Raw genomic sequence first — 14,702 nt, 5'->3', positions numbered from 1 at the left:
GCAACCGGCTTGGCCCGCCAATTCTTTCAGTTTGGCCTGCCCTAGAGGTCGCCAAGGCCCCATCTCTTCGGCAAGCTAATCGTTGCGAGGCGGATAGAGACCCTCCAGGACGATACACCAGCGTAGGGTCAGGAAAGGCGTGCGATTGTCGAAGGCAAGCCCACCACCCGCGCTGGCGACCGAAACCGCGACCGAGGCGGAATTTAACGCCTGATCCGGTGTGCCTCGCGACCGGTAGATGTTGCCGCCGGTGGCCGCCGCCAGGCTGTTGCCGGTGGGCGTCGCGCTTGTCGCGGCCTGCCCCGAAGCGTTGAGGGTCGCAGTAGCGGCATGGGTGTGAGCCGGGAGATTCTGTGTCGTCAGGGTCGTCGAGACGGAGCCGCTTTCCTCTCCCTGGTCGTAGTCGGGCAGGCCCGGCCCCTGGCCGAGTTGAATCGGCGTGCGACCCCGAAGATCCGGAAGATCGAAATTGGACGTACCGTTTCCGCCATAGATCGTTCCCACAAGAGAGAAGATCGCGGTGTTCTGTGGAATGGGCAGCGTCTGGCCGTCGACCTCGATCGTTCCCCGAGGGCAGTAGGATGCAGCCGTCAGCATCATCTGGCCGATATATTGATCGACCTGGGCCGCGGACGGTCGGGTCTGCAAGCCCATGAATGCCGTGACCAGCGCCGCCAGCACGGCCCATTTTCCTTGAATTCGTCTGCGCATTTCGCTCCCCTCCCGCACTGATTGCGATTTTTACTGGAGTATGTCGCATTCCTTCAAAGAAGAAAACGAATAAAACCGCGAAAATCCCGATTATTTGCAATCGTATTATATGTAGACAGTTGTCACAAGCGAACACCTCGAAGTCCGCCGTCGCCATCCGGCGACTACGGGAGGTCCTTTGCCGGCAGCCCAATCGGCGATCAAAAAAAGCGGCTTCCTTCGAGCGTCAGAACGACTAGCGTGGCATCGTCGCTTCGGCCCCGGCGATTCCGACGTCCGATCCGCCTGTCAATCGAGGAGAACAGCCTTGACCACCATTCGCGCCGCCGTTCTCAACGCATCGCCCGTCGCCGCGCCCTATGCCGAGACCCGACCGCTCGCCATCGAGACGCTCGAGCTTGAGGCGCCGGGGCGCGGCGAAGCCCTGGTACGCATCAAGGCGGCCGGCCTCTGTCACTCGGATCTCTCCGTCGTCAACGGCGCCCGGCCCCGGCCCGTCCCCATGGCGCTCGGCCATGAGGCCGCCGGCATCGTCGAGGCGCTGGGCGACGGCGTCGACGACCTTGCCGTCGGCGATCACGTCGTCATGGTCTTCGTCCCCTCCTGCGGCCATTGCGCCCCTTGCGCCGAAGGACGGCCCGCCTTGTGCGAGCCGGGCGCGGCGGCGAACGGCGCCGGAACGCTGCTCGGCGGGGCGATCCGGCTTTCCTATCGAGGCGAGAGGGTCCATCATCACATCGGCGTCTCGGCCTTCGCCGAGGCAGCAGTCGTCTCGCGCCATTCGCTGGTGAAGATCGACCGGGACCTGCCCTTCGAACACGCTGCCTTGTTCGGCTGCGCGGTGCTGACCGGCGTCGGTGCCGTGGTGAACACCGCTGCCGTCAGGGCCGGCCAGAGCGTCGCGATCGTCGGCCTCGGCGGCGTCGGCCTCGCTGCCCTGCTCGGGGCGCGGGCCGCCGGCGCGGCGACGATCGTCGCCGTCGATCCGCTCGCGGAAAAGCGTACGCTGGCGCTTGAGCTCGGCGCGACCGTCGCCATCGATCCGCGCGCCGAGGGTGCCGAAGCCGAGGTGAAGGCGCTGACGCGGGGCGGCGTCGACGCAGCGGTGGAACTGGCGGGCGCGGTCCCGGCTCTCGATTTCGCCTATCGGATCACCCGGCGTGGCGGCCTCACCGTCACCGGCGGGCTGGCCGCCCCGAACGAGCGCTTCGCCATTCCACCGATCTCGCTCGTCGCCGAGGAGCGCACGTTGAAGGGCAGCTACATCGGCAGTTGCGTCCCGACCCGGGACATTCCGCGCTATGTCGCGATGTTCCGAGCGGGACTTTTGCCGGTCGATCGGCTGTTGACAAGCACGGGCGGGCTCGACGACATCAACGCCGCGCTCGACGCGCTGGCGGAAGGGCGCACGGTCCGCCACGTCATCACAATGTGACGTGTCGGGCGGGCCGACGCGCTGCGGCGGCCTTGCCGATGGGATCGGATGGGATCGACGAAGACCACCGAAACGCGTGGCCTCGTCTCACCCGAACTTGCGAGCCGCGTCGATGCCGAGCCCGAGGCCGACCGAGCCGAAGGCGTCGGACTGGGCGATCTTGGCGCCGGGAAAGCGCGACACCGCGGCTGCCCTGACGGCGGGAACCTGGGCGCCGCCGCCCGTCAGGATCACCGTCTCAATCGCCTCGGCCGTCACGCCCGCCTGACGCAGGGCCTCTTCGATCGCCCCGCCGATGCGGCGGACGAGCTCGGCGGTCGCGGCCTCGAAGGCCATCTGCGTCGTCGGCGCTTCGAAAACCATTCCCGGCTCCCGCAGCATTACGGTGGCTTCTTCGGCATCGCTGAGGGCGATCTTCGCCGCCTCCACCGCGCCGGCCAGCCTGTGGCCGGAGCGATGCTCCAGGAGATGGGCGAAGCGGGCAAGCTTCTTCGGCTCCGCCGCCTCGCGCTCCAGTCCCCGGATGTCGCGGGCGATCGCCGGCGTATAGAGCGTGTTGATCCGGTGCCATGTCGCCATGTCGTTGAAATACCAGACGGGAAGGCGCCGCTTGCCGTCGGCGGTCGCGCTGCCGAGGCCGAAATGCGGCATCACTTCCGCAATCGACAGCTGCCGGTCGAAATCGGTGCCGCCTACGTGAACGCCGGTGAAGCTGAGAATGTCGTCCAACCTGTCCTGCGCCCGCGCCCGCTGGGGTGACAGCCGGACGATGGAAAAGTCCGAGGTGCCACCGCCGATGTCGACCACGAGCGCGAGCTCCTCCGCGACGATCTGGCTCTCGTAGTAAAGAGCCGCGGCGACCGGCTCGAACTGAAACGCGATGTCGGAAAAGCCGACGCCTCTCGCCGCCGCCTCGAGCTGGTCCTGCGCAGCCTGGTCGGCCGCGTCGTCCTCGTCGACGAAACGCACCGGCCGGCCGAGCACCACCTGATCGAGGACGATGCTCCCTTCCCCGGATGCTTCCGCCCGGGATGCCTCCGCTTCCAGTTTCGTCCGCAGATGGGCAAGGAAGCGCCCGATCAGCTCGACGAAGCTCAGGCGCTCGCGGCCGACCCGCGTCGTCTCTTCCATCAGCGAGGAGCCGAGCACCGACTTCAGCGCCCGCATGAAGCGCCCTTCCGCGCCGTCGACATATTCGAAGACCGCGGCCCGGCCGAAATAGGTCTTGCCGTCCTCGAAGCTGAAGAACAGCGCCGAGGGCAGTGTCGGCGCCTCGCCCTCGACGGGAAGGAGGCGGGGCCCGGCATTGGCGACGCCCGAAGGCGCGAGGCCGAGGGTGGAATTGGTGGTGCCGAAATCGAGGCCGGCGTGGATCCTGGACATGGTGCAGCCTCGGCTGGCATCGGGCCGCAGCACGCCCTCGCGTGGCCTCCAGCGGCGGCGCGAATGGGAAAGTGACACGGTCGGGCGGGTTGGTTTCACGGAGCGTCGCCCCGGCGAGCGGCGTCTCTAGCCGAAGCCCGGCCGAAATTGAACCCGGCCGACGAAGAAATGATCGGCGTCTGGCAAACGTCGCCGCGACGAGACGGCATTGTCTCGGGCGCCACCGGCCGTTATCGGATCTCCCGTCCCCTGTTGCCATCAAACGAAGAACGGTCGACGCGCCATGCCCCTTTCCGACGGCTTCACCGACATTCCCCCCGGCAAGATCGCCGCCATCGCGACGATCCTCGAGCGGACGGAGCCGCCGCGGCCGGGCGAATTCACCGTCGAAGAAAAGCCCGGCTGGCGCTTTGCAAGGGTCGAGCGCCCCGACTTCGACTGGTATGTCGATCTTCTGCGCCGGGTCGGATCGGACCATCTCTGGTACCAGCGATTGATCCAGAGCGAGGAGGCCATCGCCACGAAGATCGCCGACCCGTCGACCGTCATCCACGCCTTGTTCGTCGACGGCCGGGCGGAGGGGATCGCCGAACTCGATTTTCCGGCCTATGGGGTCGCCGAGCTCGTCTATTTCGGCGTGACGCCCAGCCTCGTCGGCAAGGGCGCGGCGCGGTTCATGATGGCGCCGCTTCTCGATTTCGCGTTTTCGGCCCCGGTCGATCGCCTCTGGTTGCACACCAACACGATCGACCATCCGCGTGCGATCGCGTTCTACCGCCGCTTCGGCTTCGAGCCCGTCCGGCAGATGCTGGAGCTTGCAGACGACCCGCGCCTCGGCGGGCTGTTTTCGCGCGAGACGGCGCCGCATGTGCCGATGTTTCCGCGCGACGACCAGAAGTGACGCGACACGGCACCTGCCGGGGCGATGCCAGCCCGGCAAAGGCGCTTCGCCGGGCGTCATAGCCTTTGAGGGGATCAGAGCGACGCCGTGATCCCGCCGTCGACGAAGATGGTCGTGCCGTTGACGAAGGACGAAGCCTCCGAGGACAGGAAGATCGCCGTGCCGACGAGTTCCTCGACCTTGCCCCAGCGGCCGGCCGGGGTCCGTTTGGCGAGCCAGGCGGAAAATTCCGGATCCTCGACCAGCGCCTGGTTGAGCGGCGTCTCGAAATAGCCCGGCGCGAGGCCATTGCACTGAAGGCCGTATTTCGCCCAGTCGGTGGCCATGCCCTTGGTGAGGTTGGCCACGGCGCCCTTGGTCGCCGTGTAGGGAGCGATCCCCGGCCGGGCCAGCGCCGTCTGCACCGAGCAGATGTTGACGATCTTGCCCCGGCCGCGGCCGATCATGTGCCGCGCCACCGCCTGGCCGACATGGAAGACGCTGGCGATGTTGGTCTGGAGCAGCCGCTCGAAGGCCTCCGCCGGGAACTCCTCGAGCGGCCCTCGGTGCTGCATGCCGGCATTGTTGATCAGGATGTCGATCGCCCCGCTCTCGGCCTCGAAGCGATCCACCGCCGCCCGCACCGCGTGATGATCGGTGACGTCGAAGGCCAGCTCGTGGACCACCCCGCCGGCGTCGCGCAGTTCGGCCGCCGCCGCCGAGAGCTTTTCGGCGTTTCGCCCGTTGACGACGATCTCGGCGCCCGCCGCCGCGAGCCCCTTCGCCAGAGCAAGGCCGATGCCCTGGGACGAGCCGGTGACGAGGGCCCGGCGGCCGGTGAGGTCGAATAACGCTAGGCTCACAATGTCCTCCCTCGCACGGCGTTCGCTTCGCTGCCCCGAACCGCCAGAAATCGGCCGGGGTGTTGCCCACCTTTTCCCGGATCCACCGCGAGGTCAAACCGTCCGGCGGACCGCTTCGGCATCGAATGCCGGCCACCGCCCCGGGGCCAGCGGGGGACACCTGAGCATCGCAATGCCCAAAAAATGCTCTTTGCCCATGACTTCAGTGCATATCGAAAGTGCAATATCGACGGGCCGGGTGCCGCTTCGACAGGGCCGAAGCAGTCGCAGGAACGCGTAGGAGTTGGAATCAAAACGGCCGGCAACTGAAGTTGCCGGCCGTTTCATCCAGTCCGCCGGGCCGGGTTCGTCACCCGGCTCGGAAATTCACTCGCGGCTGTCGAGCAGGTCGTTGTAGCGAAGCGCCAGCATCGTGCAGGCAGCGCCGGACAGGAGATAGAGACCCGCGGCCACGAGGCCGAGGTGATAGGACAGGTAGAGCGCGACGAAGGGCGCGAAACCCGCGCCGAACAGCCAGGCGAGGTCGGAGACGATCGCCGAGCCGGTGTAGCGGTAGTTGCGCGGGAAGTTGGAGGCGACGGCGCCGGAGCACTGGCCGAAGGACACGCCGAGAAGCGCAAAGCCGAAGAACATATAAATCAGTTCGCCGGCGAAGCCCTGCCCCAGGAGCGACGGGGCGAAGCCACTGAAGATGGCGATGAGGAGCGCACAGACCCCCAGAACGTTGCGCCGGCCGTATTTGTCGGCGAGGAATCCCGAGGCGACGATCGCGATGGCGAATATCACCGCGCAGACGCCTTCGATGATCAGGAACCGGGTGACTTCCTGTTCGGTGAAGAGATCCACCCAGGACAGCGGGAACACCGTGACCATGTGGAACATGGCAAAGCTCGCCAGCGGCGCGAAGGCGCCGACGATGATGAAGCGGGTGTTGTGCCGGAACGTCTTGCGGACCCGCGCGGCCTGAAGCTCGCGGCGCTCGAACTGATGCACATATTCGGGCGTCGCGACGATGCGCAGCCGCGCGAACAACGCCACGACGTTGATGGCGAAGGCGACGAAGAAGGGGAAGCGCCAGGCCCATTCGTGGAACTCTTCGCTCGGCAGGAAGCCGTGGAAGAAGGCGAAAAGGCCCGACGCGACGATCAGCCCGAAGGGCGCGCCGAGCTGCGGCACCATCGCCCACAGGCCGCGGCGGTTCGCCGGCGCGTTCATCGCGAGCAGCGAGGCGAGACCGTCCCATGTGCCGCCGAGCGCGACACCCTGGCCGATGCGAAGCAATGCCAGGAGCCAGATCGATATCGCCCCGACATCCTCGTAGGCAGGCAGGAAGGCGACGACAACCGTTGAAGTTCCCAGCAAGAACAAGGCGATGGTAAGCTTCGTCGACTTGCCGTGCTGGCGGTCGATGGCCATGAACAGCCAGGTCCCGAAGGGCCGGGCGATAAAGGCCAGTGCGAAGATCGCGAAGGAATAGAGGACGCCGGTAACCGGGTCGACGAAGGGAAAGACCCGCGAGGGAAACACCAGCACGGCGGCGATGGCGAAGACGAAGAAGTCGAAGAATTCCGACGACCGTCCGATCACGACACCGATGGCGATGTCGCCGGAATTGAGGAGATGCCCCTGGGCGTCGCGCGACGTCGAAGCACTGGTGAAATCGGGATTGGCAACAGTATCGCTCATTTTGCGATCCCAAGCACGAATGACGACAGGCGGCAAGCATCCGAACATTAACGACCTGTAAGGTCGTGTGCGGGTGCGAAGACGGGGGTTGAGGCACTGCACAATTTGTTCAATACCACCTCCGAGCGGCAGTCAATAAAAGGCTTCTAGCCGAGCGCTGCACGCTCCATGTCAGATCAATACGGGGCCGCTCCATTGCGTCCGTTTCGCTTCCTCCTCGTCCTCGCGCTGCCGTTCGTCCTGAGCGCCTGCGATTCCCCGCTGCTGTTTCCGGGCGGCGACATCGCGGCGCGCCAGCGCGACATGCTGTTGATCGCCACCGGGCTGATGCTGATCATCATCCTGCCGGTCATCTTCATGTCGCTGTATTTCCCGTGGCGCTATCGCGCCTCCAACAAGGCGTCGAGCTATGACGCCGACTGGGACCACTCGACCAAGCTCGAGCTCGTCATCTGGACCGTGCCGCTGATGATCATCATCGTCCTCGGCGCGGTGACGTGGGTGGGCACGCATCTGCTCGACCCCTACCGGCCGCTCGACGAGATCACCACCAGCGAGGGCGTCGCGCTCGACGAGGAACCGCTGGAGGTTCAGGTGGTGGCGCTGAACTGGAAATGGCTGTTCGTCTATCCCCAGTACGGCGTCGCCAGCGTCAACGAGCTCGCCGCTCCGGTGAACCGGCCGATCCGCTTCCACCTGACGGCGGAATCGGTGATGAACGCCTTCTACATCCCGACGCTCGCCGGCATGATCTATTCGATGCCGGGCATGGAGACGAAGCTTCACGCGGTGATGAACGAGCCCGGCGTGTTCGACGGCTTTGCCAGCCACTACAACGGCGCCGGCTTCTCCGACATGCATTTCAAATTCTACAGCCAGGACGAAGGCGACTTCGAGGCCTGGATCGAAAACCTCAAGGGCTCGGACCAAGCGCTCGACACGCAGTCCTATCTCGACCTCGCCAAGCCGACCGAGGGCTTTCCCGTCACCTATTACTCTTCGGTGCAGGACGATCTCTACAAGCGCATCCTCGGCATGTGCGTGCGCCCGGGCAAGCTGTGCATGCAGGAGGTCATGATGATCGACGCCGGCAAGGCCGAGCCCGGGCGGGACGTCACCATCGACCAGCTGAAATACGAGACCTACGATCTCGACCAGTTCGGCCATGGCGGCGCGGATGAGGGCCACGGCGACGAACCCCAGGGCGCCACCGCCCCGGCGACGAACCGCGAGCCGCACAGCGATGAGAGTGGCGGGCAGGAACCCGCCGGCGAAGGCACGGCCGCCCCGCCGCAGCTCAATGCAGAATGACGAACGGCTTCGGCATGAGCCGGGGCGGATGACAAAGTATCAAGGCACAAATCCATGCTGGGCAATTTGGACCTCACACGGCTGATATTCGGGCGTCTGACGCTCGATTCGATCCCGTATCACGAGCCGATCCTGGTCGGAACGTTCGCCGTCGTCGCCCTCGGCGGCCTCGCGCTCGTCGCAGCGCTCACCCACTACAGGCTCTGGGGCTATCTCTGGAACGAGTGGTTCACCAGCGTCGACCACAAGCGCATCGGCATCATGTACATCGTGCTGGCGATCGTCATGCTTTTGCGCGGCTTTGCCGACGCCCTGATGATGCGCGCCCAGCAGGCGATGGCCTTCAACGGCTCGGAAGGCTTCCTGCCGTCGCACCACTACGACCAGGTGTTCACCGCCCACGGCACGATCATGATCTTCTTCGTGGCGATGCCGCTGATCGTCGGGATCATGAACATCGTCGTGCCGCTGCAGATCGGCGCCAGGGACGTCGCCTTCCCCTTCCTCAACAATTTCTCCTTCTGGATGACCGCCGGCGGCGTCGCCCTGATCATGCTGTCGCTCTTCCTCGGCGAGTTCGCCCGCACCGGCTGGCTTGCCTTCCCGCCGCTGTCGGACGCCTCGAACAGTCCGGGGGTGGGCGTCGACTACTACATCTGGGGCCTCCAGATCGCCGGCGTCGGCACGTTGTTGTCGGGCGTCAACTTCCTGGCGACCATCGTGAAGATGCGCGCGCCGGGCATGACGATGATGCGCATGCCGATCTTCACCTGGACGGCGCTCTGCACCAACGTCCTGGTCGTCGCCTCCTTCCCGGTGCTGACCGCCGTCCTCACCCTCCTGTCACTCGATCGCTACGTCGGAACGCACTTCTTCACGAACGACCTCGGCGGCAATTCGATGATGTATTTCAACCTCATCTGGATCTGGGGGCATCCGGAGGTCTACATCCTCATCCTGCCGGCCTTCGGCGTCTTCTCCGAAGTCACCTCGACCTTCTCGGGCAAGCGACTGTTCGGCTACACCTCGATGGTCTACGCGACCGTGGTCATCACCATTCTCGCCTATCTCGTCTGGCTCCACCACTTCTTCACCATGGGCAACGGGGCGAGCGTCAACTCGTTCTTCGGCATCACGACGATGATCATCTCGATCCCGACGGGCGCGAAGATCTTCAACTGGCTGTTCACGATGTATCGGGGGCGCGTGCGCTTCGAGGTGCCGATGCTGTGGACGATCGCCTTCCTCGTCACCTTCACCCTCGGCGGCATGACCGGCGTCCTTCTCGCCGTGCCGCCGGTCGACTTCGTCGTCCACAACTCGCTGTTCCTCGTCGCCCACTTCCACAACGTGATCATCGGCGGCGTCTTGTTCGGCATGTTCGCGGCGATCAACTACTGGTTCCCCAAGGCCTTCGGCTTCAAGCTGGATCCGTTCTGGGGCAAGGTCAGCTTCTGGTTCTGGGTGATCGGCTTCTACTTCGCCTTCATGCCGCTCTACGTGCTCGGCCTGATGGGGGTCACGCGGCGGCTGCGCGAGTTTGACGATCCGTCCCTGCAGATCTGGTTCGTCATCGCCGCCTTCGGCGCCGTCTTGATCGCCATCGGCATCGCCGCCTTCCTCGTGCAGATCTTCGTCTCGGTGCGCCGGCGCGACGAACTCGCCGACACGACCGGCGATCCGTGGGACGGCCGGACGCTGGAATGGGCGACCTCCTCGCCGCCGCCGCACTACAACTTCGCCTTCACCCCGATGGTGCATGGCCTCGACGCCTATACCGACATGAAGCGGCGGGGCTTTTCTCGGCCGATGGAGGGCTTCCGGCCGATCCACATGCCGAGGAACACCGGCGCGGGCGTCATCATCGCCGGCCTCGCCACGGTCTGCGGCTTCGCGATGATCTGGTACATCTGGTGGCTGGCGGCGCTCTCCTTCGTCGCGCTCATCGCGGCGGCGATCGCTCATACCTTCAACTACGACCGGGACTACTACATCCCGGCCGAGGAGGTCGCGGCATCGGAGCGCACCTTCGCAGACGCCCTCGCGGCGCGGAGCTGAATTGATGGCCAACATCGCAGCGACGACCGAAAACGACACGCCGGTCTTCTTCGACCTCGATGAACATGAGCACGAGCCGGGTGGCAGCACCATGCTCGGCTTCTGGATCTATCTGATGAGCGACTGTCTCATCTTTGCGGTCCTGTTCGCGACCTACGGCGTCCTGGCCGGCGCCTATGCGGCGGGGCCGCGGCCGGACGAGATCTTCGAACTGCCGCTGCTCGCGGTGAACACGGCGATGCTGCTGTTCTCCTCGATCACCTACGGCTTTGCGATGATCGCCATGCAGAACCGCAACAAGCGCGCCGTGCTCGGCTGGCTGGCCGTCACGGCCGCGTTCGGCCTTTGCTTCGTCGGCATCGAGATCTACGAATTCGCCGTCCTGTTCCACGAGGGCGCGACGCCGCAGCGCAGCGCCTTCCTCTCGGCTTTCTTCACCCTTGTCGCGACCCACGGGCTGCACGTCTCGGTCGGCATCCTCTGGATGGTCGTGCTGATGGTTCAGATCCGCAATCGCGGCCTGATCGCCGGCAATCGCCGGCGACTGATGTGCCTGTCGATGTTCTGGCACTTTCTCGACGTCATCTGGATCGGCGTCTTCACCTTCGTCTATCTCATCCGGGTGATTTGATGAGCAGCGGCTCCCACGCTTCCGACCCCAATCGCGGCACGGCCAGCGGCAATCACGAGACCGGCGAGGCCCATTCGACGATCCGGGGCTATCTGACCGGTTTCGGCCTGTCGGTCGTCCTCACCGTCATCCCGTTCTGGCTCGTCATGGCCCGGCCGATCGAGGACGGCGTCGTCACCGCGGTTCTGGTGGTGCTCGCCGCCGTCGCGCAGATCGTCGTCCAGATGATCTACTTCCTGCACATGGACGCCAAGTCCGAGGGCGGCTGGACGGTGATGGCGCTGATCTTCACCTTCGTGGTCCTGGTCATCACCATCGCTGGCTCGCTGTGGGTGATGTACCACCTCAACAGCAACATGATGCCGATGGACCACGAGGTCATGGACGTGGACGGACCCGCGACCCTGCAGCAGCAGATGCAGATGGAGGACGGCCGGCCCATGGGCGGAGCGACTGCGCCGGCGGATGGAAATACCCAGACCACCGGACAGTCCGGCGAGTCCGGGCAGTCGGAAATGCGTCCTGACAGCATGGACCATGGAAGCATGGGCCGCTAAGACACGACCCGCCGCGTCGACGAATCTGGCACCTCACGGCGCTGTAGGCGAACGAGGCGGCGGACGTAGCAGCCAAGGGAACGGACGTTGCCTGAGGATCGTGTGACGACTGGGGAGACAGCGCGCAAGCGCCCTCCCCTTTTTCGTTTCCAAGCAGCGCTCGCTGCGTTTGCCGGCCTTGTTCTCTTCGCCGGCTTCCTGGCTCTCGGCATCTGGCAGCTCGAGCGCCGGGAGTGGAAACTCGATCTCATCGCAGCGGTGAATGCGCGCGTCGCGGCCGCCCCTGTCGCGGCGCCAGGGCCGGACGAATGGAGCTCGATCGATTTCGCGGGCGACGAATATCGCCACGTCGTGGCAACCGGGCGCTTTCTGCGGGGCAAGTCCGTTTTCGCCCAGGCGACCACCGACTATGGCGGGGGCTTCTGGCTAATGACGCCGCTGATGGACGAGCGCGGCTTCACCGTCCTGGTCAATCGCGGCTTCGTGCCTTACCGGGATTTTCCCGCCGACGCGGATCTCGGCGAAAGCGAGGCCACCGTCGCCGGTCTCCTGCGCATGAGCCAGCCGGACGGCGCCTTCCTGCGCTCCAACGTTCCGGCCGAAGGGCGCTGGTATTCCCGCGACGTCACGGCGATCGCCGCGTGGGAGAATCTCAGCGACCCGGTCGCTCCCTATTTCATCGACGCCGGCTCGCCCCTCGCCCATACGCCCCCGCCGAACGCCGAGATGGGCGCTCCGCCGCCCGGCAGCGTCGACTATCCCGTCCCCGGCCTGACGCGGATCGCCTTTCGAAATTCCCATCTGCAATATGCGCTGACCTGGTTCGCCATGGCCGGCCTCACCCTCGTCGGCGCCGTCGTCGTCATCCGCCACGGGCGACGTCGCCCGCGCTGAACCCGCGCGGCTCGGGCGCCAGTATGGCGAGCGCAGCGGCGCGACCTCACCCCCCTCTGCCCTGCCGGGCATCTCCCCCTCAAGGGGGGAGATTGGAGGCTTTGGTGGCGGCTCCCTGCCGTAGTCGACGATCCCGTTGGCCAACGCATCGGCGTGTTCGAGACGGTGGAACGAGATCGATCTCCCCCCTTGAGGGGGAGATGCCCGGCAGGGCAAAGGGGGGTGCCTCGGCGCATACGCCTGAATAAGCGTCTCTATGACCGATCGCGACCGATCGGCCACTCTCACGCAAACGACGTCACACCACCGCCCGTGACTGGGCTACGCCCGACGGCGCATCTTTGCCGCAGCCGTCAGTGCTGATGCCCGGCATGGCTGTGGTTGGTGGCGTTTGCCGCCTCGACCTGGACATGCATGGGGACGTGGCCGGTGTCGAAATGGAACTCCACCTCGATCTCGTCGCCCTTCGACAGCGGCCGGCCGAGCCCGGTCAGACGGATGGCGAGGCCATTCGGCTGGAGGACGAGTTCGCGGCCGGGCTTCACCGGGACGAAGGGCAAGGCCTCGTAGGCAGGCTCGCCGTCCTTCACCTGGAAGCCGACGAGTTCGGCGCTCTCCGCCATGTCGCTCTCGGCTCCTTCCAGACGGATGTCCCTGTTCGACCGGTTTTCGATCGTCACGAAGACCAGCGCAGTGGTTCCGTCCGTCGCGGGCGTCCAGGCATGCAGCGCCCTCACGCCGTTCATCTCGGCGAGGTGGTCCGCCTCTTCCTCGTCGTGGTCGTGATGGCCAGCCTCTTCATGGGCCTCGCCGGCGTGAGGGCGGCCGGCTTCTTGATGCTGGGCCTCGCCCGCATGGGCGGCATCGTCATGGGCGTCATCGGCAAGGCCGGGCGTCGCGAGGGCGACAAGGAGGGCGGCGGCAATGGCGGCGGGCTTCAGCATGAAAGGGCTCCGAGATGGCTCATGATCGAAGATCGGTAATGACGTCGCGCGACAGGGCCATGAAGGCCGGCGTCAAAGCCATCAGCACGGTGAGGCTGACGAAGCCGGCGACGAGGTGGAACTCCGGCCAGGCGAGCGTCGCCTCGACGAGGATGTCGGTGCGCGCCGTGACAATCTTTGAGATGATCCCGACGGCAGCCATGCCGACGACGATTCCGAGGATCGCGCCGGTGAAGATCAGGGTCGCGGCGTAGGTCCAGACGACGGCAAAGACGAAGCGGTCCGGCGCGCCGAGCGCCCTGAGGAGGGCGAGGCGACGGGCGTAGAGCCGGATCAGCACGGCGAGGCCGGCGAGAACGCCGAGCGTCACCAGGACCTGCGTGACCACCGCCATCACCGACATCACCTGCCGCACGTCGCCGAGGAGGCCGTGGAGCTGCGACAGGACGGCGCCGGGGAAGAAGGCCATGGTGCGGTCGGTGGTAAATTCGGAGCGCAGGGCATAATTCGCCCAGAGCTGGTCGGCGCGCACGAGAATGGCCGGGGTGCCGGGGAAATAGTCCGGATCGAAGGGCGGGCCGATCTGCCCTTCCCGCTCCGGCCCATGGCCGAGCGGCAGGCCGTGGACCTTCCAGACGCTCTCGACCGGAACGAGGATCGCCCGGTCCCACGGACTTCCGGTCGGCGCCATCCGCCCGACGACGCGCAGCAGCGCGCCCTCATGCGCGCCCTCTTCCGCGGCATCGCCGACGCCGTGCGCCGGCGTGAAGGTCGCGCCGATGTCGAGGGGCACGCGAGCGCCGACCACCGCCTCGTCGACCGCCGCAAACATCCGGCCCTCGGCGAGATCGCCAGAGAGGTGCGTGACGAAGGCGGCCGTGGTGCCGATCACCGAGGACTCATGGAAGGAGTCGCCGTATGCGATCGGCGCGGCGAGTGCGACGTTTTCGTTGCTGGCGATCGCATCGTAGGTCTTGCCGTCGAGGAGCGGCACGTCGACCGGCTGGAGATAGACCGTCGCCAGCATCATCTGCACTTCCGAGCCGGGCGCGGTGACGACGAGGTCGAACTTTTCCGCCGCCCGCGCCGTGCCCTGACGGATGCCGCGCTCCTGGGCGATCAGCCCGACGCCGAGGCCGACCGAGATGGCAATGAGGAGGACGAACAGCGCATTGGTCCAGCGATAGCGCCAAATCATCGCCCAGACGAGCGAGAACGGCCGAAACGACCAGACGACCACGAGGCCGGTGACCAGGGCCGGCAGAAGCAGCAGGACGAACCAGGCGGCGTCCTGAACGAAGACCGGCAGCCCATACCAGAACTCGGGCCAGAACTCGGGAACCACGGCA

General features: G+C 65.9%; 13 protein-coding genes. 7 read left to right on the top strand and 6 right to left on the bottom strand.

What is annotated here, in order from left to right; all coding sequences use genetic code 11:
- Positions 1–75: 75 nt before the first annotated feature.
- Positions 76–681 carry a phage tail protein gene (locus GTK09_RS01610; protein ID WP_163460726.1) on the bottom strand — a complete coding sequence of 202 codons (606 nt, stop codon included), beginning with the start codon at positions 679–681 and terminating at the stop codon, positions 76–78.
- A 337-nt stretch (positions 682–1,018) separates the two neighbouring features.
- On the opposite strand from GTK09_RS01610, the gene GTK09_RS01605 reads away from it, so the two are divergent.
- Positions 1,019–2,146, top strand: coding sequence for a zinc-dependent alcohol dehydrogenase family protein (locus tag GTK09_RS01605; protein ID WP_163460725.1), 1,128 nt, complete (start codon positions 1,019–1,021; stop codon positions 2,144–2,146).
- Positions 2,147–2,233: 87 nt separating this feature from the next.
- On the opposite strand, the gene GTK09_RS01600 is transcribed toward GTK09_RS01605, so the two are convergent.
- Positions 2,234–3,529, bottom strand: a complete 1,296-nt coding sequence (locus GTK09_RS01600; protein WP_163460724.1) for an Hsp70 family protein — start codon at positions 3,527–3,529, stop codon at positions 2,234–2,236.
- A 283-nt stretch (positions 3,530–3,812) separates the two neighbouring features.
- Between GTK09_RS01600 and GTK09_RS01595 the strand changes: the two genes are divergently transcribed.
- Complete coding sequence (locus tag GTK09_RS01595) at positions 3,813–4,430, top strand: GNAT family N-acetyltransferase (protein ID WP_163460723.1); 618 nt, start codon at positions 3,813–3,815, stop codon at positions 4,428–4,430.
- A 74-nt stretch (positions 4,431–4,504) separates the two neighbouring features.
- Here GTK09_RS01595 and GTK09_RS01590 read toward each other — a convergent pair whose 3' ends face one another.
- Positions 4,505–5,272, bottom strand: a complete 768-nt coding sequence (locus tag GTK09_RS01590) for an SDR family oxidoreductase (RefSeq protein ID WP_163460722.1) — start codon at positions 5,270–5,272, stop codon at positions 4,505–4,507.
- Positions 5,273–5,638: 366 nt separating this feature from the next.
- Positions 5,639–6,958 (bottom strand): MFS transporter, encoded by a 1,320-nt coding sequence (locus GTK09_RS01585; RefSeq protein WP_163460721.1) that lies wholly within the window; start codon positions 6,956–6,958, stop codon positions 5,639–5,641.
- A gap of 168 nt (positions 6,959–7,126) precedes the next feature.
- Between GTK09_RS01585 and cyoA the strand changes: the two genes are divergently transcribed.
- The 5 genes from cyoA (at position 7,127) to GTK09_RS01560 (ending at position 12,409) form a co-directional block, all read left to right on the top strand.
- A complete protein-coding gene (cyoA, locus tag GTK09_RS01580; RefSeq protein WP_163460720.1) occupies positions 7,127–8,269 on the top strand; it encodes a ubiquinol oxidase subunit II in 1,143 nt (380 codons plus the stop codon).
- A gap of 54 nt (positions 8,270–8,323) precedes the next feature.
- Positions 8,324–10,327 (top strand): cytochrome o ubiquinol oxidase subunit I, encoded by a 2,004-nt coding sequence (cyoB, locus tag GTK09_RS01575; protein ID WP_163460719.1) that lies wholly within the window; start codon positions 8,324–8,326, stop codon positions 10,325–10,327.
- 4 nt (positions 10,328–10,331) lie between these two features.
- Positions 10,332–10,958, top strand: a complete 627-nt coding sequence (cyoC, locus tag GTK09_RS01570; RefSeq protein WP_163460718.1) for a cytochrome o ubiquinol oxidase subunit III — start codon at positions 10,332–10,334, stop codon at positions 10,956–10,958.
- A complete protein-coding gene (gene cyoD, locus GTK09_RS01565) occupies positions 10,958–11,515 on the top strand; it encodes a cytochrome o ubiquinol oxidase subunit IV (protein ID WP_163460717.1) in 558 nt (185 codons plus the stop codon). Before cyoC ends, cyoD begins: the two co-directional genes overlap by 1 nt.
- A gap of 87 nt (positions 11,516–11,602) precedes the next feature.
- Positions 11,603–12,409 carry an SURF1 family protein gene (locus GTK09_RS01560; protein WP_203560836.1) on the top strand — a complete coding sequence of 269 codons (807 nt, stop codon included), beginning with the start codon at positions 11,603–11,605 and terminating at the stop codon, positions 12,407–12,409.
- Between the two features lie 353 nt (positions 12,410–12,762).
- Here the strand turns inward: GTK09_RS01560 and GTK09_RS01555 are convergent, their stop codons facing one another.
- Both GTK09_RS01555 and GTK09_RS01550 read right to left on the bottom strand, forming a co-directional pair.
- On the bottom strand, positions 12,763–13,353 hold the full coding sequence (locus GTK09_RS01555) for a copper chaperone PCu(A)C (RefSeq protein WP_163460716.1): 591 nt from the start codon (positions 13,351–13,353) through the stop codon (positions 12,763–12,765).
- Between the two features lie 19 nt (positions 13,354–13,372).
- Positions 13,373–14,698 carry an FtsX-like permease family protein gene (locus tag GTK09_RS01550; RefSeq protein ID WP_312869547.1) on the bottom strand — a complete coding sequence of 442 codons (1,326 nt, stop codon included), beginning with the start codon at positions 14,696–14,698 and terminating at the stop codon, positions 13,373–13,375.
- Positions 14,699–14,702: the final 4 nt, after the last annotated feature.

The organism is Jiella pacifica, assembly GCF_010500815.1.
Taxonomy (GTDB): domain Bacteria; phylum Pseudomonadota; class Alphaproteobacteria; order Rhizobiales; family Rhizobiaceae; genus Jiella; species Jiella pacifica.
The sequence above is the reverse complement of the archived record's forward strand: the minus strand, read 5'-3'. Positions and strand labels throughout refer to the sequence as shown.